Consider the following 20,465-nt stretch of genomic DNA (forward strand, 5'->3'; position numbering starts at 1 on the left):
TAACATCTGTAAATAAAGTCACAAACCCAATTCTAAATCAAATCCAAAACTGACTCGAATACGTGTCCCCCGCTGGCGGGGGTGGATTCGACGACAGGAGGAAGGAGAAGACGGGGGTGGGAAGTTCGTCCCGCCTATCGCGGGAACTTCGTCTACCGCTCACTTTTTGTCCACGGATGTGCACCAATGGGCACGAATGGATTCGAATGGATATAAATGAGCACATATGAGAGTTATACCAAAATAGAGTCGAACACGTGTCCCCCTCGGAGGAGTGGGTGCCGACGAAGGAGGCGGGGTGGGACTATTTTGGCTTGCAGCCAAAACCTAGCATCAGGAAGCCCAACCTCTTCTCTTTAATCCCATATTGTCAGCAACCGGAAGAGTGCTAATTTCACCCCAAATTCAAAAACCATGCTCCCACCCTTTCACCTGGCCATACCCGTTAGCGATTTAGCATTAACCCGCAACTTCTACCACAAGGTATTGGGTTGTGAAGAAGGAAGAACGGATACCCATTGGGTGGACTTCAACTTCTTCGGTCACCAACTGGTTTTACACCAAAAAGAAGGATTGAAGAAGGAGTCCGTTTCCAATCCCGTGGACGGAAAAGAGGTGCCCGTCCCCCATTTCGGTGTGGTCCTTTCCATCGACGATTGGAATGCGCTCGCCGAGCGTTTGAAAAGTCAACATATCAAATTCATTATCGAACCTTATATCCGTTTCGAGGGTGAGGTGGGCGAACAACGGACCATGTTTTTTCAAGACCCTGAGGGAAATGCTTTGGAATTTAAAGCATTTGCCGACATAAGCGGACTCTTTGCAAAGGATTGATCCTGAAAAGCCTCAAGTATTTACGAAGACTGAAAATATGTATCTTCGCGGAAATTTAAAACACATAACCATTATGAAAGGCTTACTATTGGGATTGTTCGTGATTGCTCTCGGGACAACTGTTTCAGCGCAGACAACTAAGAGCATGAAAAAAATGAAGAAAGACGCGAAAACGGAAGTGAATGCTACTGCCGATAAGCAAGACGAGCAGATCAAGGATGCTTTGATGAAAGATGAGGAGATTCAGAAAGCGACTCTTGACTACTTGACAGAAAATGAAGAAACACAAAAACAGGTGGCAAAGATTGCCAAGGAAGCCGAAGGTTCTAAAACAGGAATCATGGACGCAATCCTAAAGAACGAAGCATTGACGACTGCAGCGATTGATTATGTGAAGAGCAATCCTGAATTGCTGGAAAAAGCAATGAGCTTAATCGGAATGTAATTCGAATACCTATTGAATTGAAAAGAGCAATCTCTATGGAGGTTGCTCTTTTTTTGTGGGCTACTATTCCTGTTTTATTAATGAAGTTAAACTCCGATTCTCAATCATACCCAAAAGTGGACATCTGCGCACATCCTCCGCTTCAGGCGGATGAGAACTATCCAAACTTCACCACTTTTAGAACCTTGACTTTCGCATTATATTCGTCAGTATGAAACAGGCTCTTAAATTTTTTCTTTTTCTGATCTCCTTGTCGACATGCTTGAATGGAACTGCTCAGGAGCGAGAGATCAGCGTGCTCTTGTACCCGAGTTATGTTCGCGGAGGTTTCCCTGACGACCCCTCATCTTTGCAAGTTTGCTTTCTGCGCACGGCAGAGTGTGTTCCCGTTTCGAAAGAAGGCTTTTTCAGAATAAAATTACCTACGCACCGGGATACGGTGACCCTCTATGTTTCGAGCATTTACCGTGGTGTGGTTCCCATAGAGGTGTCCACTCATACCGATTCAATCCAATTTGTACGAAACGACAGGTATTCCATCCGTAACTGGATTTATCCATACAGCTACCCCAACTCGCCTACTGTTCAATCATCATTCGACTGGGGAGTTGACGGCAGTATCGGGGTGGATTTGTCAAACTATTCCCTAACGGGATTTGAAAACCTTCTCACTCCGGATGAGTTCGGGATGATGACGGATTCTGTCACATCCTTATTTCTTTTCGATATAAACATCCGCTACAAGAGACTGGAAATGGCCATTGGCTGGGGATTTGCAGATCGGTTCGAGGATAAGGAATCCATTCGTTACGACGCAAGAAGAAGACGGTACGATCTCCGTTTGGGATACCGCTTAATCGACAAAGACTACTTTTTCTTTACCGGATACGGATCCATTCGTTGGGCGAGATGGCGCATTCTAAGTGGATATGACAATAAAGTCGATGACGAAACCTTCAACGAACGAAGAGATACAGATATTCGCATCAATCAGTTTTTCTGGGAAACGGGTATTCGATCGGGGCTCATCCTTCGATTCAAGGACTCAGACTTAGCAATTCAAGCAGGCTTTTCCCTTGGTTATCTCTTCCGGATGCATGATTCGCCCGGTGTCGCTTCAGACATATCTCGAATTGACAATAACGCTAAAGTTACGGCTCAAGACCCCAGTTTCGGTATCTTCTTTAGTTTGGTAGTGCCCTGAAAAAAGGATTAAAATGGGGAGGACAAAATATTGTACCGAATTCAGTATCAATCCGTCCTTTTGTACTTGGAAATAGTGAGTCGGTTGAGGGTACCCGAAGAATCTGACTCTATTTCGAGGTTGGCCTCCAGTTGCCTGCTAAGGCTAGTGATCAGCTTTTGACCAAACCCTTCGCTTTCTGAATTGACTTTGGTATCGTACCCCTTCCCTGTATCACTTACCTCAAGAAGCAAGGTATTTCCTTCTTCTCGAAGAGCAATGGCAATGGTTCCTTCTGCGGTTTCGCTTTGGGAAAACGCGTACTTGAGGCTGTTTGTGATCAATTCATTGATGATCAAACCCAATGGAACAAGTGTATCAACATCCAAACTGAAGGGATCTATATCGAGCTTGAGTTCGATTTCATCAGATTCGATCTTGTAGGTAGAAAGTAGCTCTGCACTTAGTTTTTCGAGGTACGGTTTTACGGCCACCCCTGTCAGGTTCTCGCCCTTATACAAGTTTTGGTGAATAAGCGCCATCGAACGCACACGGCTCTTTCCTTCGTTGATGGCCTGTAGCACGCCCGCATCACTCACACTTCTGCTTTGTAAGGAGAGCAAGCTCGATACGATCTGCAAGTTGTTCTTAACCCGGTGGTGAATTTCTTTTAGCAGTAGTTCTTTGGCACTTAATGCCGAAGAAAGGGCCATTTTTTGACGAAGGTATTTCCGCACCAATATGTAGAGGCCCAAGATCAACAAGCCAAAAATGATCAGGGCCGCCGCCCCAATCCAGATGGTCTTATTCTTTTGGGCGATGACTTCAGCAGCAGCAGAATTTTGGGTATCAAGCAGAGCGACTTTATTCCGCTGTTCGGCCAAATCAAACTTGGCATCCTTCTCGGCCACCGTCTCCAGAATGTCTTCGTTTAGAATAGAATCTGAAATGAGTTTATAAGCCTTTTGCTGCTCCAATCCGAGGCGGTAGTTGCCCATAGCCTCATAAGCTCGAGCCAGCGTTTCATGCGCATTTTGTTGATGACTCAGTGAGTTGTGAAGGTCTTTATCAGCCAAAATCAAATTGGCCTGCTCGATGGCCTCGGGATAGCGCTCCATTTCGAGTAGAATATCACAAAGGCTAGAACGTGTTTCGCTCACATTGTAATGGCTCTCAAGTCCTTCCCTAATGCTCAAGGCAGTGAGGTGACTTTGATAGGCTTCGTCTAATCGGCCCTGCATACGCCGCAGGTAACCCATAAAGTCGAAGTAAAACCCAAGACCCCATTGCGTATTTAAGAGGCTATCGAGATGTCCTTGCTGATTCAGGTGGTACTCGGCGAGGTCGTACTCTTTCATATCGATAAGGAGGAGTCCCAAATTGGCGTGAACATTCCCACGACCCAAAGTATCATCCACTGCTTCATAAAGCACCAGTGCTTCTTCGTATCGGTCGCGGGCCTTTTCGTTTTGATTGATATTGCTGTAAAAAATGGCCAGACCATTAGTAGCTCCTGCAATTGCAGCAGTATCTCCTCGTGCTTTTTCCAATTCGTACACCTCGTTCATGTATTTCTGTGCAGCTTCATTGTAGCCCATAAATACATGCATGGATCCGAGATGATCGGCCGAAAAAACCCAACTGGACGTATCTTGATGATGACGGTAGTAGGCATAGCAGAGCTTTAATTCTTCGATGCTGCGCACGTAGTTTCCTATCCACCTGTTTGCACCACCCTGTATGCGCAGAGCTTCCATGTATAAGCTGCTATCGGCTTTTACGATGGGGTGCTCTAAAAGAACTGAGGTATATTCAACACAGCGCGGCCGATCTTCCGATTCAGCCATTTCAGCGGCCTCCATCATCAAGGCTACTTTTTTCTCTTCAGCATCGGTTTGTTTCAAAACCTCGTCGATACTGTCGAGCCGCGAGTCAACGGTCTGTCCATAGACGGAGTTGACACAAATCGATCCCACGAAAAACCATCCGATCACGGAGAATTTCAGCATTCTAATCACCATAACTTCCACCAAGGATAAGATTGTTTCTCAACCACTTTTGAAGATGTTAAACTCTCGCTTTCGGTGTCTCCACTCACGCGGGCTTCTTCCAGTTTTTTACTTAAATCCAGCAAATCTATCCCCAAATACAAGAGGCTCAACTCTTTCTCTGTCTCTCCTGTTTTTGGATCGCTCAAAGAGTCAATAAAACTATTTGCCTTAAATGAAGCCATAGATGCAACTACCCGAGATTGAATTCGGTATCTCGAAGCTACGAATTAAGGAAGTTTAATTGATTGGCGCTTCACCCTTATGGGTGATAATCAGAAATAGGAGGTGCGTTTGGCTTATCCTCGCTAGCAAAATTTAGTTCGCCAAGATTCTAGCGCTTTATCGGTTTGATTCTTCTTGTATTGAACGGCACGCCGATATAGCCGGAAATGGCAAAACTCACGTAAGTAACCGCTCCGGGCTGTGCTATCGCATTTTCCAAAAGGTCGGGGTACCATCCTCCTTCTACTTTTAAAAAGAGGTATTCATTTTTCTTTTCTTCTCTTTTCTCGGTACTTCTGAACAATTGCTGCAATTTAATATCCACGCAGAGGTTAAATCCATAAGCAATGAAGGAATCCGTTTCGACATCGTCCAAAACATCATCACCATCACTAAATTCAAATTTCCGCCTTGAACCCATAACCGACGGAGTGATGGTAAAAAAGTCGGAGTTCAATACCTGATAACCCAATCCCAACTCGCCACTTACTGAGGAAAGACTGGTATAAGATGTGTCCGGAGCTACCTCTGCGGCGGGCTCAAAGTCTAGAATAGATATCCTCGATGCCACCCGAACCCGATTAAATATGAAGCCCAAACTTACCGCATTGATGATATAGCCTCTATTTTCTTTCAGCCCTGATTCGCCATTGAACCAAGCAGGCCCCACTGCCGCAGGAATATCTGCGTATAATCCGAAATAGTCGAGGCCTGAGGCGAGTCTGTAATTTGATTCTTGTGGTTGGGTAGAGATGGAGTACTCTACAGTCGGCGATAGATCCCGATCCTTTAAGTAAGGTAAGGTTATGGATTTTCGATCTTTTGAAACCTGTACCCTCTTGAATCGACCAACTATGGTGGTGATGGGCTCCTCGAAATTCAGGATAAGTAGCGTGTATAACTCTTCATATAAACAACTCTCCGATTTTTTAGATTCGATTGATGGATAGTCTATTTGAATGTATTTCGCACTGTCACTCAGTGAAAAGGTTTGGTTGCCGCAGTGAGGAAAAACTTCAGAAATGCTATCAACCGGTACATTGTAGAAGGTGGTATCGACATACTGATGCACTTCTCCTTTCTCATAAAAAACGACTTTATTCACATCAGCTGTATCACCTTTTAAAGTGACGGTAGTGTACGCAGGGGCGCACGCCGCAGTGACCAGTAATAACAAAGCGCTGCGTGCCGCGATTTTTGAGAAATGCCTGACATCATCTGAAAATTTCATCGCGCAAAGGATTAAAATTGGAAATGACCTTAACAGAAACTCAAGGAGTGTGTTAATCCTCTATTTCGAATACCCACCTTTCACTGTTAGATCCAAGAACCAATATCAATTCACTATCAGAGATTCCAATGATGTTCCATACTTTTTTACCCTCATCACCGGTTATAATGATGGAAGAATTGTCCTCTCCTAATTGCCAGTTTGCCTTTTCAGTAATACCCATGATATGAGCTTCTGACTTTCCTTTTGCAGAAAGTTTAAGGTAACTGCCTTTGAATAATTCAGCCTTGGCTTCTTCTACAAATGCTGAGGTCTCGTTGGTACTTTCCTTGCTCTTCAAAAACCACTTTTTGGCTACTTGATCAGTAGTGGCACTAACCAACTCGTATTTTGGATTGACTTCAGTGAGCACCTCCATCTCTTCTACGGGCATTTTGACCATCACAAAAGAACTTCGCTGTATAGACATGGTCAGGTTTTCATCCGTCAGTTCCATTATATTCATTGGGTTTACCGCTCCCTTATCTGAAGCTAAGAGAACGCTTGTATCATCTTGCATCTCCCATTTACCCTGCTCTTCCGTTCCCATAATAAAGGCTTTGTACAATCCATCATCGTTGAACTGGAAGGTCATTTCTCCAAAAAGTTTCTCCATCATCGCGACTCCCGTCGAATCGAGTTTTTCACTTTCGTAGGCACTTTCAAATTTCCATTTTCCAATGAGTTTATCCGAATTGCTCTGACCAAATGCGATCAAAGTCAAGCAAAATGTGACTGCGGTTAATGCTGTTTTCATAGTAGTAAGTTTAATAATGTAATGTGCACTATTCGATTGTCGGCCCAAAGTATTAATGATTTTATGATTTCCGGCTTTGTTTTTAGAGTAAAGACGACAAGCTAAAAATGATCGGAGAGCCGAATGCAGCAGGTGTGCCTACCCACTTCTTGAGCATCCCGATTAATCCTCCGCTTATCATGGTAAGTGATAGCGTCGAAAATAGAGTACAAAAGATAATTATCAAACTTCAAATCCCGATGCATCACACATTGAGAAAATATTTACTTTCGGCATTTGGAACGAACGTTTTGTAAATAAAAAGAAATGACTGAGAGTAAAACAACCCTTAAAAAAATCCTATTTGCTTTTTTAGCTATAGGTATGATGACTGCTTGTTCTAATGAAGAACCAAAAGCTGCAGACGCGGAAGATTCAACAATGGAGCCAAGTGAGGAAACGACCGAGGTAATCATTGAAGAGTACGACTGGATTATATTGGAAGATGGCTTTGGCTCAGACGGAGAGGACAAAGTATCACTCACTGAAACGAAACCTGCTGAAGAAGGAGAAGCTGCTGCAACGGTTATGGAACCAATTTCTCACGATGAATTTGCTGAGAGAATCTCACCTGTGGTATACATTGAGCCTGCACCTATAGAAGTTGAGATTACGGAAACGATTATTCCCGTTTTAGAAACTGAAACAGTTACAGCATACAATAGCAAAGGAAAGGAAAAGGGAAGAATCGAAGTGGTTCACAACTCTCAATCCGGAGAAATCGTTTCGGTTTCGTACACTCACAAAGGCCACAAAGACGAATATGGCGCACAGCCTGGCATGAGTGCAAAGGAGGTGAAAAAGTTGCGTAAAGACATGAAGCACATGATGCACCGAGGGAAGTACTATCTCTACTCAGATGTATCGAATGTAATGTATGTGCTCGATGCCAAAGACAATATGGGTAATGAGATTACCGAAATGGAAATGGACGAATATGTAGTTCAAGCCATCGTTTGGAAGGATAAAAAGCACCACACCGATATGGCTGAAGTGACATTTCTAAGTGAGTAATGAACTCAGCAGAGTCAATATAGTAAAGGGGAGCTAGAGGCTCCCCTTTTTTGTTCAATGAATTCTCTATTACCGATACGGTCAGTCCTAAGAAGATGAGCCAACCGAAGAACCAAGGTTCTCTCCCTGTCTATTCTTTAGAATTCTCGGCTACCAATTTCACAAAATCCATGGCGCTGATCATTCCGCGAATTTCTCCATCGTCCATTACGACAAGGTGATGCACCTGATGCTTAATCATCATCTTGGCAGCAGCCTTGGCACTGGAAGTGGTGTGAACAACGTGGACAGTTGATGAAGTCATCACATCATTCATGACAGCATCATTGTGCAGTTCCTTGTTGATATCGCTGGAAGTCACAATGCCTTTGATTATCATTTTGCGATCTACGGTATCCGTAGTGTGGAATACAATCGGAATGGCATGGATGCCCTTATCCTTCATTAGCTCTCTGATATCTTCCACGCTGTTTTCTCCGATTGCAGTAATTACCGGTGCAGACATGAAATCCTTTACTTGAATGCGCATAGACCTTTTTTCTTTCAATATCGTCATTTTAAATTTTGTACGATATTTAAAATAGTCCTTGATTTACAGAAACAGTACATTCGCTGCTTGAGCCAACAGGAGCCCGGCGGAGGTAATTGAATAACCGAAAAATGTCAACAAACATCAAAGATCAGCCTGAAGACAAGCGTGATAATCTCACCGAATCAATTCTCAAGAAATTTGATATCGTCGCGCTCAATGCAATGCAAGAAGAGGCGCGGCATGCGATCCTGACAAAGTCGGATGTGGTACTCCTCTCCCCTACCGGTACGGGAAAGACGTTGGCTTTTCTCTTGCCGTTGATCGAATCGCTGGATGAGAGCTGTGAAGAAATCCAATTACTGATACTCGTTCCCTCGAGGGAGTTGGCGCAACAAATAGAGCAGGTAACTCGGGAAATGGGTTCCGGTTTTAAAGTTAATGCCGTTTACGGTGGCAGAGCAGGCGCCCTCGACAAGATTGATTTAAAACACCGTCCTGCCATTCTCATTGGCACACCGGGTCGCATAGCTGATCGATTTCGCAGGGATCGCTTTTCTTTGGAATCCATTCAAACCCTCGTTCTCGATGAGTACGACAAATCATTGGAAGTCGGCTTTGAAAATGAGATGTCGGAGATCATCGAAGCTCTTCCGAATGTCAAGCAAAGAGTGCTCACGTCGGCTACGAGCGATGTGGAAATACCAAGCTTCGTGGAATTGCACAAACCAATTGTGATCAATCATGTTCCTGAAGAGAAATCACAATTGAAAATCAAGACCCTGCTTACTTCTAAAAAGGACAAGCTGACCGCATTGGTGCAAGCTCTTGGGATCATTGGCAATGAACCCGGAATCATCTTCGTCAATTTTAAAGAATCACTTGAAAGGGTAAGCGATTTCTTAGCAGAGCACGAAATCCATCACCAGTGCTTCCACGGTGACATGGAGCAAATGGATCGAGAGCGATCTCTTATCAAGTTTCGAAATGGTACCACACGGCTCTTGTTAGCTACAGATTTGGCCGCTCGCGGTCTGGATATTCCCGAGATAAAGTTCATCCTGCACTATCATCTTCCACCTCGCCTCAAGGAATTTACCCATAGAAACGGACGCACCGCGCGTATGAACCGCGATGGTAGCGCTTATATCCTTCAATGGGATGGCGAGGAGCTTCCTGAGTTCATTCGTGAGATGGAGCCCGAGAGCTTGATTCTCGAAGAACAAGCTGTGCCGCCGATCTCCAAGTCTACTCAATGGGTTACCATGTATGTAACGGGCGGCCGAAGAGATAAAATTTCCAAAGGCGATCTGGCAGGATTATTCTTGAAGCAAGGTCAAATTCAGAAAGATCAACTTGGGGTTATTGAACTCCAACAAAACAGTTCCTACGTCGGAGTACGAGCAGAGGTAGCAGAGCAGTTGATTGAAAAGACCAATAACACCAAGCTAAAGAAGAAAAAGGTACGGATTAGCCTGATTTGAAATCGAGTGATTCAGTTGCTTAAAAGGAAGCAGAACGGGTTAAGCAAAAGCCTCCCACAACTCAGGATACCTGGATGGTAATTCCTTTTGCTTCCAAGGTTTTCCCGGTATTTTAAATCCCTCTTCATCATTATCCGGGCGAAGTGGAATTAGAGTGCTCGTTTTTTTAAAGTAGAGATCCGCAATCAAATCTTGGATGGTTCGTCCTTCCAATGCATTAAAAGACTTGCCAATAATCAGGTTAGGGTTATGACATGCATTTTTGAAAAATACTTCTCCTTGCATGATGAATAAATTCATCAGGAGAATGGCCGCACTTGGTGATCCATCGCCAAAAATAATGGCAGTGGTAGCAGTAAGATCCTGGTTGATATTTTCTTCTATTAAAAAAGAGTACAAATTATCGAGTTCAATCAATTCATCTTTCTCAAGATTGGACAACTTATCCCTCAAGACCCCTAGCTGAAAGGTGTAGCCGTCTTTAGCTCTTGAAGTGGTGTCATCAATCATTTTCCAAAATCGCTCTTCTGAAAACTTCTGATCGTTAGTGCGTTCTTCTCTGGTTTCGATGATGCGGGTCAACTCTTTTTTGCGAACCTCTTCTTGGTAGCTAGCTTCCTCAGATTGCTGCTTTTTTGCCTGAATATGGCGAAAAACGGTCAACACTAATAAAACCAATAGTGCGAATGAGCCGGGAAAGTAAAAGTCAGATATTGAAAGAAACATGTCGCAAAAATCTTAAAACTTATTTCAAGTCACAATTGCCGTAAATATCAAACATTGAAATTTTAAACGGAGTGAGGAGGTCGAGTACCTCCCACTCAGATTCGTAGTTTGACTAAACCCGAGAAACAAACCACATCTCAATATCTCCTTTCCCTTTGGCTTTGATTCTTCCACGGCTTTCAAAAGTGTATTTTGCTTCGTCCTTGATGACATCATAAACGGCTTTGCTGATATTTACTTTCCCCACTTCTCCATTCGACTCAATGCGACTGGCCGTATTTACCGTATCTCCCCATAAATCGTACTGAAACTTCTTGACACCTACGATACCTGCTACAACCGGACCTGCATGGATTCCGATCCGCATTTCAAAAGCAGGTATCCCCTTTTTGTCCATTGAAGATTTGCGCTCACGAATGAACTCCTGCATTTCCAATGCCGCATCTACTGTATCTTTTACAGTGTTTCCCTTTTGATGCGAGAGTCCGCCGGCTGCCATATAAGCATCGCCTATGGTTTTGATTTTTTCGACTTCGTACCTTTCCATGATGCCGTCAAAGGCTTGAAAGCAAGCACCGATTTCTGCTACTAATTCCTTTGGGCTAAATAGCTCCGACTTTCGCGTGAACTCTTTAAAATCAGAAAAGAGGATGGAGACTGTGTCGTACTCGCGGGCATCTGCTTCTCCCTTTGCCTTGAGTTCTTCCGCCACATCTTCGGGCAAAATATTCAGTAGAAGATCATCCGAACGCTTCTTTTCAAAAGTGATCGCTTCATTCAACTCAAGTAAGGACTTTTCTGAATCCCTCTTAATCTTGTATCGGTTGAAAACCAAGACAAGTAGAACCAGCAATAGTACGGATCCCAGTATAGTAGAATTGCGAATAATCTTTTCCTTTAATATTTCTGCTTCAGCAAGTTCCCTGTCCTTCTGTTGACTTAATTTTTGAAGATTCATTTCCTGCTCAAAGGCGAACATACTCTTCATATCAGCCACCTTTTGCTTCAGGCTACCTGCAGTTACGTTATCATTGGCCCTATTGAATATTTTGAGGTACCGATGTGCCTCCTCGTAGCTGCCTTTTTGCTCATAGGCTGCAGCCAATACCTTAGCCGCTTGAGTGATATTTATTTCATCTCTCGGGTTCTTTTTGCTGTCTTCGATTGCAAAGCATAACTGACCGTAGTAAATGGCTTTATCAGGATCTCCTGATTCCAAATACACCTCTGCAAGAAATGAGTATGGCCGCGAAAAGGAATAGGGATCGTCATCCTCACTTCTAACATCTATGGCTTTATTGATATAGTGAAAAGCCGAATCGAGAGAAGCCGTTTTTAAATATAGCTTGCCCAGATAGAGGTAGCACTCGCTAAGTCTGTAGGTATTCCTTTGATCGGCATAAGACGTAATGGCTTTAGAGAAATACATTTTAGCCAGATCAATACTATCAAGCTCGGTGTAAGAAAGAGCCATCAGATAAGTGGAAAAATCATTGTTAGAGGCATTCAATGAATTGCGAAAGTTTGCAATAGCATCTTCATAATACTCCAACATATAACTGATGAGCCCAAGCTGCATATAACACTTAGAAACGCCTGCATCATCTTTAAATGAGGAAAACAACTCCATAGATCGGAGCAAAAAACCCGTCGCATCAGCAGGATTATTCTTTATGGCCAAATGGTACTTCCCCAAATCGTAAAGTGCTTCTGCCCTACCGTGATCGTAATTTAGCTTCTCGGCCAGCGCATTGGCTTTGGTGGAAAACAAGAGTGATGAATCTTTTTGAATCGACGTGTTGCTCCGATAAAAAGCATCCGACAACTCACAGAGGAGATCGACTTGTTCGGTAGTTTCCGACTTCTCATCCAGGAGGCTGATCAGTGAATCTCGAACGGCTTGAGAAGCATTTTGAGCAGATACCATACAAGTCGAAAAGAGTATCAGCATGAAGAGAAATGCAGACTTCGTCCTTGCATTTTTTGCAAAGATCAGAATAGCTCTATGGATGGCAGAGTTCAAGAGGTTTAGTAGCTAGCGTGCAATTTAATCGAATTTTGGTTTTCACCTGATTAAAGATTCATTATTCACAGCTTTTCACGGATGGAGATGCTTACTTAAAAAAGGAAAAAAGACAAGCTGTGCGCCCTTTTCTGACCGCGGTTATTGCTTTTAAAAAGACACGCATAAAGAGGCTTTAAGTTACGAATTTTTCTGCTTTTGACATATAACCTAAGTCACTATAATTCAAAGTATCCAGAGTTAATTTTGCGGTGCAAACCATAATACCACACACCATGAAAAATACACTCTTTACGGCAGTGCTGTTCCTACTGTCGTTTTCTCTATTTTCTCAAACTACCCTTTACGTTTCACCTACGGGAACGGGTGATGGATTGTCGCCCGACGATCCAATTGAATTACAATTTGGTCTCAGCACTGCTTATAACAGCGGCGGCGACTATGAATTGCGCGTTTTACAAGGAAACTATTCAGGCTTTACTCTCTACATCGATTTCGATGATAATTCCGGTTTTGAAAACATCACCGTTTCCGGAGGCTGGTTGGCAGGTTATGTAACCCAAGAGGCCGATCCAAGCCTTACCATTCTCGATGGTGAGGAAGTTCGGCAAGTAATTGACATTACACCAGGCTCGCAAACTTTAAGTGGCGATTTGGAGTTCTCAAACCTTACAATCGCCAATGGGTACTCAAACGATAAAAGTGGAGGAGGTATATTGGTAGAATCAGGCGAGGGAGAAGTTAGTGCGCTTATCACTTTGGTTTTTGATCGAGTCCATTTCTTGAACAATGTCGCCGACGACATCTATTCAGGAGGCGCAATATCTACTGGTTTAGGGTTCCGCATCAATGATTGTCTCTTCGATGGGAATTCAGGTAGCAGCGGTGGAGCCATTCATTCATATTCGTCAGAAAACACGCTCGCCATGGATAGGCTGATTACAAATACCACCTTTGAGAACAACTCCAATTACGGAAACCAAGGTTCGTCGATCTACACGAGTAGTTCTACTTTGACGATCGAAGACTGCGAGTTTTATGGAATGACAGACGGTACCGATTCAGGGAATGGCTCAGGAATCTACTCTGCCCATGGTCACTTGATCGTAGACCGATGTAAGTTCGAAGGCATCCGTATTAATTATTGGGCCAGTGCCATTCAGGGATGGAACTCAAATGTAGATATCTACAACTCACTTTTTCTGGACAACAAAGCAGGAATTATGAACGGCTACGGTACTGTAGCGTACTACCATGCCAACGGCGTAGACGATCAATTGATGCGGATTGTCAATTCAACCTTTGCGGGAAATGAAGCCCAAGGAGCGGGTAATTTTGCCAGCGCCGTTCACTTCCGTGGAAACGGTAACGACCAAATAGATATTCACAATTCCATCTTTTGGGACAATGGAGCAACCGCCGTATACCGGGAGTCGGGTATTGCCAACATCGGATGGTGCATCAGCGAGAACGACGCGCTTGGGTTTACCAATGAAGGTTCTGTTATTAACGATGATCCACTGTTTGAAGATGGTCATAGATTGGCCACTAACTCACCTGCCATCGATGCAGGAAACAACAGCTACCTAGACCCCGAATGGACTGATCTGGATGGGGGCATTCGCCTGTTGGGTATGGCGGCTGACTTTGGAGCTTTCGAATTCAATGAACCTCCGTCAGACATATGGGTAGGTATTACCCAAATCGAAGAAAACAACATTGCGGGAATGAGCTTCACCACCCTCGAAGCTGAAGGGCAAACGGGAGATGAGCATGTCTTTACCCTCGCAACGGGAGATGGTTCAAATGATGCAGACAATGATAAATTTTCAATTGTAGACGACCTATTAGCCTTGGATGAATCTGCCAACTTTGAAGAGCAGAACACTTACTTCATTTACCTCAAAGCCACTGATACCGACGAACAGGAAGTAGAAGTGCCTGTACAGATTTTGGTATTGGATGTGAATGAAGCGCCATTCATCGTGGGCAACTTGATGGACCAAGACGGCTTGGTAGGGGAATTCTCTTCCTTCACTGTTGACCTCGGTATTTTTAACGACGAAGATGAAGGAGATGCGTTGACCTTCTCTTCTACCCTCGCCAATAGCGATGATCTTCCTGCATGGCTAAGCTTCGACCCCGAAACGGGAAGTTTTGAAGGAACACCAATACAAACGGAATTATTGGAAATCAAAATCATCGCTACGGATATGATGGGGCTTCAGGCCGAAGACACCTTTATTTTGAACGTCATGCCACTTGGACTTTATGATCGGGACTACTTAGACTTAAATATCTATCCAAATCCTACCCGAGATTATGTTTACTTCGATGGAGAAATCGGTCAAGGTCGATACACGATTTACAACTTGGAAGGAAAGGCCATGGAATCAGGAGTTCTGACGGTAAATTCCACGAGAATCGATGTCAGAGCGCTCAAGTCGGGAATATACATCCTTGTTCTTTCAGGCGAGGACTGGTATAGCTCCTACCGCTTCATATTTGAGTAATTTAGGAATCACTTTATCAAAAGATAGAATGGCCGACCAAAAGAAGGGCGAAATCTCAGGATTTCGCCCTTCCTCAATTTTGGGTTTGACGAATAACGAGTCAGTAAAGAGACAGAATGGATTTGGCTACCTCTTAGGCACCTCTCTTCTTGTAAAACCTCTCCATCACAATGGAGTGTGGAAGCGTAAGTACGGAAATGAGGATGAAAACCAAGAGTAAATTGGATATCGGGAGCCAATCCATGTAAGAAATAAAAAGCAATAGCCCTGATCCAAAAAGGCTCAAAAGTGTATACGGCCAAAGCATTTTGAGAAAAAGGCCAATGGAGAATTTAGTGCGAAGATTCAACATGAAATCGTATTCATCCGAAAGGACCTTCAGAGAATGAATTACCACAAAGAAAAGCGTGAACGAGGTCAAAATCGGGAATACCATAAAGCTGAATTGAATCAATCCCATTACAAAGACCTCAATTGCTAAGCGCTCGAATGTGATCATTCTTCGGCTAAGGCCAAATATCAATATGCCCGCTACTATAGCTCCTGATACGGCGAGTAGAATCAAGTAAAATTGTGGATCCATGACTGCAGAAAGGTTGGCCATTTCTTCATTCGAACGGGCGATTTCGGCTATCTCTGATCGATTGAAATAAATCAGCCCTGACAATACGGTACTTCCCCAAGCGAAATATAAGAGAGGTTTGAGCATTCGGGAAAAGGAAAGATCGGCAAACTGGGATTGACCAAAATGATAAGCTGACAGCGCCAAAAACAAAGCCATACTCAACGCTGGTGCCACCAGCCACAATGCTACGTAAAGCCCTATCAGACCAAGATAAAAAAGGTAGAAGACCAAAGGTGACCAAGATGATTTTTCCAAGAAGAGAATATGATCTATAGCACCATGAGGAATTCCCAAAAGGGCTATAAAGGCGATGGCGGGCACAACTTGTACGGTTGTATTAAACTCGCTGACGCCCGAATAGAGCGCTAACAAGATGAAGAAACAAGAAATGAAAACGAAGGTAATCTTGTTCATGGATGATGGATAGGTATCAGTATAACCGAGTTCGGTGCCGTATTGTTGGATTTGACTTTCCTATCGATTCGCATTTTGGTGATAACCGGAAACCAAAACAACTTTTTACCTTCGCACAATTGCTGGCTTTATTTAAAGAAATTCAATTGCAATAGATGAAATACCAACCCCAATCCTCTATCTTATTCACCTCGGGCCACACCATGAAGAACCGCTTTATGCTGGCCCCGATGACCAATACCCAAAGCCACGAAGACGGCACGCTCTCTGACGATGAATACCGTTGGCTGACCATGCGAGCAGAAGGTGGATTTGGCTTGACTATGACTTGCGCAAGCCATGTACAGGCTATCGGCAAGGGGTTTCCGGGTCAGTTGGGAATCTTCTCCGATGTGCACATTGAGGGTCACCAAAGACTGGTCGCAGGAATCAAATCCTACGACAGTCTGGCGGTGATTCAACTACACCACGCGGGAATGCGTTCTCCTGAAGAGCTGATTGGAGAAAAGCCAGTCTGTCCATCTGACAATGAGAAGACCGGCGCTCGTGCTATGACTTTAGCCGAAGTGGAGCAACTGCGCGACGATTTTATCACCGCTGCTTTGAGAGCCAAAAAATGTGGCTACGATGGTGTAGAGGTGCACGGAGCGCATGGGTATACCCTCACTCAGTTTCTCAGTAGCGAGATCAATCACCGCACCGACCGTTACGGCGGTAGCCTGGAAAACCGATCTCGTCTGATGTTTGAGATTGTGAACGCCATCCGCGAAAAATGCGGCCAAGATTTCCTTTTGGGAATAAGGCTTTCACCCGAGCGGTTTGGCATGAAGCTCAGTGAAGTGAAAGAAGTGGCTCAACGGTTTATCGACGAAGGAAAGATTGACTTCTTGGACATTTCCCTTTGGGATTCCTTCAAAGAACCCGAGGAGGAAGAACACCAGGGCAAGTCCTTGTTGGAGCATTTTGCCGAACTGAATCGAGGAGATATCAAGCTGACGGTAGCAGGACAAATAAGAACAGGAGAAGATGTTCGAAAAGTTTTAGATTCGGGAATTGACTTTGTTACCGTCGGTCGCGCAGCCGTGCTTCACCACGACTTCCCGGAATTGGTAATGAAAGATCCTTCCTTCACTCCCATCGATACGCCCGTATCCGAAGATTATCTTCGCAAAGAAGGCTTAGGTGAAAAGATGGTGACGTATATGAAGCGTTGGCCCGATTTCGTAGCTGAGTAACCTCAAAAACGAAAGAGTCAATTTAAACGAAGACCGCTATCTTTCGCATTCTTGATCTTATGGATGGTCGCATTGTTTGGTCTTTCCGACAATCCATTGAAAGCTCTAGATGAGAAATACAAATAGTATATGATCAAATTCTTTAGACGCATCCGTCAAAAATTGGTAGCCGAAAGCAAATTCTCGAAGTACCTGATCTATGCAGCTGGCGAAATCGTCCTGGTAGTCATCGGTATTCTCATAGCGCTGCAGATCAACAATGCAAACGAAAACAGAAAACTGCGGAATGCAGAAATCAAAATTCTGAAAGAGTTGGTGGTCAATCTGCGAACAGATTCAATTGACCATTCGGCAAATCTTGAATGGTACGTCAAGAGCGCGAATGCTTCGAGATTGGTTGTAGAGGCCCTCGAGTCGAAATCGCCTTGGAACGACTCTATGGGAGTTCATTATGGCTGGATATTCCTAAAAGGCTTGTCCAATCTCAACACATCGGCATACGATAACTTAAAAGCTCAAGGCTTTGGCCTGATCAGCAATGATAGCATCCGCCTTGGCTTAACCAATCTATACTCCGGTCATTATGACCGATACTTGAAGTACGAACAGGAATTTGCAGTAATGAACTACAACCAGGTGGTCTCGCCGGTGCTTCTCAGTCGTTTAAAAATGGACCGATGGTTTCATGCTACACCCTTAAATTACAACGCGTTGCTTGAAGATGAGGAGTTCAGGGAGGTCGTAAGATGGAAGGGGATTAATATGGCATTTGTCGGGACCCACTGCCGCACTGCCCGAGATGGTGCGAGTGAGCTTATCGCCGATATTGAACGTGAAATTCAACGACTTGAAAACTAGCTTTACCTAGCTGGTTTCATACGTAACATTTAGATTTGTCTACTTTTTTGCAAAAGCCTTAAACACAATCTGACATTTATGGCTTCTAGCTTTTTCGCCCTTTTCGATGATATCGCCGTGCTGATGGACGAAGAAGTGTTGGAGTTTGCTGATCACATCCAAACTTTTGCGATGGATGGATTTGACAGGGATAAGGCGCGGCAAGTCTATCTGGCTCGCTCTGTGTGGCGACCAAGGTTTTTAAAAGATCCCTCAAATCGGATCGAAGTTCCCGCTATGAGATACTCCGTTCCCGGTCAGGCCGGGATGTCTTTCAATCTAGCCTTTGGAACCAGAGAATCGTTAGAAAGAACATTGGAAACGCCTATTGAAGACAGAGATGAGGCGAAACAGTACATTGGTGCACTGCTTCAAGATAGTCTGCGACATGAGTCTCTATGCCGGAAATTGAAAGATTGCAATAGACCTGATGACGTCGAAAAAGGAATGAAGAGGGCTTTTGGCGATAATCTAACCACGATGGAGGAACCTGAGGAATTCAATGCGCAAACTATGGAGTCATATATCGGCATATTGGACTGGCAGCGAAAACACATTTTTTAGTTTAAGCAAAAAGTGTTGAAATAGGACATTGGATAGATGACTTGGTTTCTCACAATAGGACTACTTATTATCGGCATCATCTTGCTGGTCTCTCTGATCAGATGGAATGTAATCAGGGCACTCCGCAAAAGCCTTACTCTTTCAGATTACGATATCTACGATAATAAACGCGTAACGGCTATAGCCAAACGCAAAACGGGAGATACCTTCGGGTTTCCGTTAAAATGCACTGTGGCTATCGGTCAGCGCGACATTCACGTTATCCCACTTCGATTCAACCCGTTCTTATTTATGACCGACTACCCGATTGCGTTTTCTAAAGCCACCAATAAGAAATTGAAAATTCAGCGTTCAGAGTACACTGAAATTATCTTCATCGGAAAGCAACGAAAATCGAGCGTTTTTGGCTCAGTAGTTGAAATCACCATTCAGGTGTACGATCAAGAAGAAAAGAAGGAATTGGTCCGTAAGCTGAAGAATTGGAAATGAATGCCGGGTGTTCATATGCCCGATACCTTCTCAAACGATTTTCTATCGATCGAATTCGCGTAAGTTTTTATGATATTTTCGGCGTCTAATGAAGAAAAAAAAGAAAGGTCTTCTCCTACGCCTACTCACATCGCTAGGGTTTCCCATTCTCTTGGTGGTTTTACTTTTTGGGCATTCCGATATTCCGCTGAAGGATCTCAAAGACAAATATGCTTTGACGTCATCTGAGTTTATGCCACTTGAAGGAATGGACGTTCACTACGCCAACGAGGGCAATCAGAGCGATTCTATCCCGGTAGTTTTGATCCACGGAACGGGATCCAGCCTGCATACCTTCGATGGATGGGCTGATCGCTTGCAGGAAGAACATCGGGTTATCCGCATGGATCTCCCGGGTTACGGATTGACGGGTCCCTTTCCCGATGGTGACTATTCTAAAGAACACTATGTGGACTTTTTGAAATCATTTCTAGACGAGTTAGATATAGATCAATGTGCTCTAGCAGGAAATTCCCTCGGCGGAGGAATAGCTTGGCGATTTGCGGAACATCACCCGGAAATGGTCGACAAGCTAATATTAATCGATGCCGCCGGATATCCTAATAGAGCGAGCATTGAACCGATTGCCTTTAAAATCGCAAAAGTACCTGTGCTAAAAAATATTTTCAAGTTCATTACCCCTCGTTTTGTTGCCAAATCCAGCTTAGAGAATGTTTATGCCGATAAATCGCTGGTAAATGATGAACTGGTAGATCGCTATTTTGAGCTGACATTACGAGAGGGGAACCGACAAGCTTTTCTGGATCGGTTTGAGGCAAAGAACGACACAGCCGCTTATTTGAGAATACCATCAATCGAAACTCTAACACTGATCCTTTGGGGAGAAAAAGATCAATTGATCCCAATTGAATCGGCAGATCGGTTTCACGAAGATCTACCGAACGGTACATTGGTTATTCTTCCAAATTTGGGACATGTACCGATGGAAGAAAGTCCAAAAGAGAGTTTGCTACCTGTTCTTGAATTTTTAAATCGAAATAATCATTAAGACGCTTTACTCAGATTTGTCTTCTTCATTAGAAGTGCATAGATACAGTAGCTTCTATGATTTTCACTTCGGGAATCATCTAATTAAAGACTAACTACACAAG

19 protein-coding genes are annotated in these 20,465 nt (G+C 43.9%); 11 read left to right on the plus strand and 8 right to left on the minus strand.

What is annotated here, in order from left to right:
* Window positions 1-414 precede the first annotated feature (414 nt).
* From O3Q51_09290 to O3Q51_09300, 3 genes are all read left to right on the plus strand, one after another.
* Window positions 415-834, plus strand: a complete 420-nt coding sequence (locus O3Q51_09290) for a VOC family protein (protein MCZ4409001.1) — start codon at window positions 415-417, stop codon at window positions 832-834.
* A 73-nt stretch (window positions 835-907) separates the two neighbouring features.
* The gene (locus tag O3Q51_09295) at window positions 908-1,279 is read left to right on the plus strand and encodes a hypothetical protein (GenBank protein ID MCZ4409002.1); all 372 of its coding nucleotides are present in this window, start codon (window positions 908-910) and stop codon (window positions 1,277-1,279) included.
* Between the two features lie 211 nt (window positions 1,280-1,490).
* Entirely contained in the window at window positions 1,491-2,483 is a 993-nt protein-coding gene (locus O3Q51_09300) for a hypothetical protein (GenBank protein MCZ4409003.1), read from the plus strand.
* 47 nt (window positions 2,484-2,530) lie between these two features.
* On the opposite strand, the gene O3Q51_09305 is transcribed toward O3Q51_09300, so the two are convergent.
* The 4 genes from O3Q51_09305 to O3Q51_09320 all read right to left on the minus strand — a co-directional run bounded on the left by O3Q51_09305 (window position 2,531) and on the right by O3Q51_09320 (window position 6,762).
* Complete coding sequence (locus O3Q51_09305) at window positions 2,531-4,471, minus strand: hypothetical protein (GenBank protein MCZ4409004.1); 1,941 nt, start codon at window positions 4,469-4,471, stop codon at window positions 2,531-2,533.
* A gap of 5 nt (window positions 4,472-4,476) precedes the next feature.
* Window positions 4,477-4,695, minus strand: coding sequence for a hypothetical protein (locus tag O3Q51_09310; protein ID MCZ4409005.1), 219 nt, complete (start codon window positions 4,693-4,695; stop codon window positions 4,477-4,479).
* A gap of 149 nt (window positions 4,696-4,844) precedes the next feature.
* On the minus strand, window positions 4,845-5,966 hold the full coding sequence (locus O3Q51_09315) for a hypothetical protein (GenBank protein ID MCZ4409006.1): 1,122 nt from the start codon (window positions 5,964-5,966) through the stop codon (window positions 4,845-4,847).
* Between the two features lie 52 nt (window positions 5,967-6,018).
* Window positions 6,019-6,762, minus strand: a complete 744-nt coding sequence (locus O3Q51_09320; protein MCZ4409007.1) for a lipocalin family protein — start codon at window positions 6,760-6,762, stop codon at window positions 6,019-6,021.
* Between the two features lie 306 nt (window positions 6,763-7,068).
* Between O3Q51_09320 and O3Q51_09325 the strand changes: the two genes are divergently transcribed.
* Window positions 7,069-7,815 carry a hypothetical protein gene (locus O3Q51_09325; protein ID MCZ4409008.1) on the plus strand — a complete coding sequence of 249 codons (747 nt, stop codon included), beginning with the start codon at window positions 7,069-7,071 and terminating at the stop codon, window positions 7,813-7,815.
* Window positions 7,816-7,945: 130 nt separating this feature from the next.
* On the opposite strand, the gene O3Q51_09330 is transcribed toward O3Q51_09325, so the two are convergent.
* The gene (locus O3Q51_09330) at window positions 7,946-8,371 is read right to left on the minus strand and encodes a CBS domain-containing protein (protein ID MCZ4409009.1); all 426 of its coding nucleotides are present in this window, start codon (window positions 8,369-8,371) and stop codon (window positions 7,946-7,948) included.
* Window positions 8,372-8,475: 104 nt separating this feature from the next.
* On the opposite strand from O3Q51_09330, the gene O3Q51_09335 reads away from it, so the two are divergent.
* A complete protein-coding gene (locus tag O3Q51_09335; GenBank protein MCZ4409010.1) occupies window positions 8,476-9,828 on the plus strand; it encodes a DEAD/DEAH box helicase in 1,353 nt (450 codons plus the stop codon).
* A gap of 39 nt (window positions 9,829-9,867) precedes the next feature.
* On the opposite strand, the gene O3Q51_09340 is transcribed toward O3Q51_09335, so the two are convergent.
* Both O3Q51_09340 and O3Q51_09345 read right to left on the minus strand, forming a co-directional pair.
* The gene (locus O3Q51_09340) at window positions 9,868-10,554 is read right to left on the minus strand and encodes a DUF4240 domain-containing protein (protein MCZ4409011.1); all 687 of its coding nucleotides are present in this window, start codon (window positions 10,552-10,554) and stop codon (window positions 9,868-9,870) included.
* A gap of 112 nt (window positions 10,555-10,666) precedes the next feature.
* Complete coding sequence (locus O3Q51_09345) at window positions 10,667-12,505, minus strand: hypothetical protein (protein ID MCZ4409012.1); 1,839 nt, start codon at window positions 12,503-12,505, stop codon at window positions 10,667-10,669.
* 347 nt (window positions 12,506-12,852) lie between these two features.
* Between O3Q51_09345 and O3Q51_09350 the strand changes: the two genes are divergently transcribed.
* Window positions 12,853-15,090, plus strand: coding sequence for a putative Ig domain-containing protein (locus O3Q51_09350; GenBank protein MCZ4409013.1), 2,238 nt, complete (start codon window positions 12,853-12,855; stop codon window positions 15,088-15,090).
* A 133-nt stretch (window positions 15,091-15,223) separates the two neighbouring features.
* On the opposite strand, the gene O3Q51_09355 is transcribed toward O3Q51_09350, so the two are convergent.
* The gene (locus O3Q51_09355; GenBank protein MCZ4409014.1) at window positions 15,224-16,129 is read right to left on the minus strand and encodes a Brp/Blh family beta-carotene 15,15'-dioxygenase; all 906 of its coding nucleotides are present in this window, start codon (window positions 16,127-16,129) and stop codon (window positions 15,224-15,226) included.
* A gap of 155 nt (window positions 16,130-16,284) precedes the next feature.
* Between O3Q51_09355 and O3Q51_09360 the strand changes: the two genes are divergently transcribed.
* The 5 genes from O3Q51_09360 to O3Q51_09380 all read left to right on the plus strand — a co-directional run bounded on the left by O3Q51_09360 (window position 16,285) and on the right by O3Q51_09380 (window position 20,362).
* A complete protein-coding gene (locus O3Q51_09360) occupies window positions 16,285-17,364 on the plus strand; it encodes an NADH:flavin oxidoreductase (GenBank protein ID MCZ4409015.1) in 1,080 nt (359 codons plus the stop codon).
* A 129-nt stretch (window positions 17,365-17,493) separates the two neighbouring features.
* Window positions 17,494-18,222 (plus strand): DUF6090 family protein, encoded by a 729-nt coding sequence (locus tag O3Q51_09365; protein ID MCZ4409016.1) that lies wholly within the window; start codon window positions 17,494-17,496, stop codon window positions 18,220-18,222.
* Window positions 18,223-18,300: 78 nt separating this feature from the next.
* On the plus strand, window positions 18,301-18,825 hold the full coding sequence (locus tag O3Q51_09370) for a hypothetical protein (protein ID MCZ4409017.1): 525 nt from the start codon (window positions 18,301-18,303) through the stop codon (window positions 18,823-18,825).
* 36 nt (window positions 18,826-18,861) lie between these two features.
* On the plus strand, window positions 18,862-19,314 hold the full coding sequence (locus O3Q51_09375; protein ID MCZ4409018.1) for a hypothetical protein: 453 nt from the start codon (window positions 18,862-18,864) through the stop codon (window positions 19,312-19,314).
* 88 nt (window positions 19,315-19,402) lie between these two features.
* Entirely contained in the window at window positions 19,403-20,362 is a 960-nt protein-coding gene (locus O3Q51_09380; protein ID MCZ4409019.1) for an alpha/beta hydrolase, read from the plus strand.
* Window positions 20,363-20,465 lie beyond the last annotated feature (103 nt).

It is taken from the genome of Cryomorphaceae bacterium 1068, from assembly GCA_027214385.1.
Classification (GTDB): domain Bacteria; phylum Bacteroidota; class Bacteroidia; order Flavobacteriales_D; family Cryomorphaceae; genus JAKVAV01.

Coding starts and splice junctions, on each gene's coding strand:
- O3Q51_09290 (MCZ4409001.1), top strand. CDS start 415: ATGCTCCCACCCTTTCACCTGGCCATACCCGTTAGCGATTTAGCATTA.
- O3Q51_09295 (MCZ4409002.1), top strand. CDS start 908: ATGAAAGGCTTACTATTGGGATTGTTCGTGATTGCTCTCGGGACAACT.
- O3Q51_09300 (MCZ4409003.1), top strand. CDS start 1,491: ATGAAACAGGCTCTTAAATTTTTTCTTTTTCTGATCTCCTTGTCGACA.
- O3Q51_09305 (MCZ4409004.1), bottom strand. CDS start 4,471: ATGCTGAAATTCTCCGTGATCGGATGGTTTTTCGTGGGATCGATTTGT.
- O3Q51_09310 (MCZ4409005.1), bottom strand. CDS start 4,695: ATGGCTTCATTTAAGGCAAATAGTTTTATTGACTCTTTGAGCGATCCA.
- O3Q51_09315 (MCZ4409006.1), bottom strand. CDS start 5,966: ATGAAATTTTCAGATGATGTCAGGCATTTCTCAAAAATCGCGGCACGC.
- O3Q51_09320 (MCZ4409007.1), bottom strand. CDS start 6,762: ATGAAAACAGCATTAACCGCAGTCACATTTTGCTTGACTTTGATCGCA.
- O3Q51_09325 (MCZ4409008.1), top strand. CDS start 7,069: ATGACTGAGAGTAAAACAACCCTTAAAAAAATCCTATTTGCTTTTTTA.
- O3Q51_09330 (MCZ4409009.1), bottom strand. CDS start 8,371: ATGACGATATTGAAAGAAAAAAGGTCTATGCGCATTCAAGTAAAGGAT.
- O3Q51_09335 (MCZ4409010.1), top strand. CDS start 8,476: ATGTCAACAAACATCAAAGATCAGCCTGAAGACAAGCGTGATAATCTC.
- O3Q51_09340 (MCZ4409011.1), bottom strand. CDS start 10,554: ATGTTTCTTTCAATATCTGACTTTTACTTTCCCGGCTCATTCGCACTA.
- O3Q51_09345 (MCZ4409012.1), bottom strand. CDS start 12,505: ATGCTGATACTCTTTTCGACTTGTATGGTATCTGCTCAAAATGCTTCT.
- O3Q51_09350 (MCZ4409013.1), top strand. CDS start 12,853: ATGAAAAATACACTCTTTACGGCAGTGCTGTTCCTACTGTCGTTTTCT.
- O3Q51_09355 (MCZ4409014.1), bottom strand. CDS start 16,129: ATGAACAAGATTACCTTCGTTTTCATTTCTTGTTTCTTCATCTTGTTA.
- O3Q51_09360 (MCZ4409015.1), top strand. CDS start 16,285: ATGAAATACCAACCCCAATCCTCTATCTTATTCACCTCGGGCCACACC.
- O3Q51_09365 (MCZ4409016.1), top strand. CDS start 17,494: ATGATCAAATTCTTTAGACGCATCCGTCAAAAATTGGTAGCCGAAAGC.
- O3Q51_09370 (MCZ4409017.1), top strand. CDS start 18,301: ATGGCTTCTAGCTTTTTCGCCCTTTTCGATGATATCGCCGTGCTGATG.
- O3Q51_09375 (MCZ4409018.1), top strand. CDS start 18,862: ATGACTTGGTTTCTCACAATAGGACTACTTATTATCGGCATCATCTTG.
- O3Q51_09380 (MCZ4409019.1), top strand. CDS start 19,403: ATGAAGAAAAAAAAGAAAGGTCTTCTCCTACGCCTACTCACATCGCTA.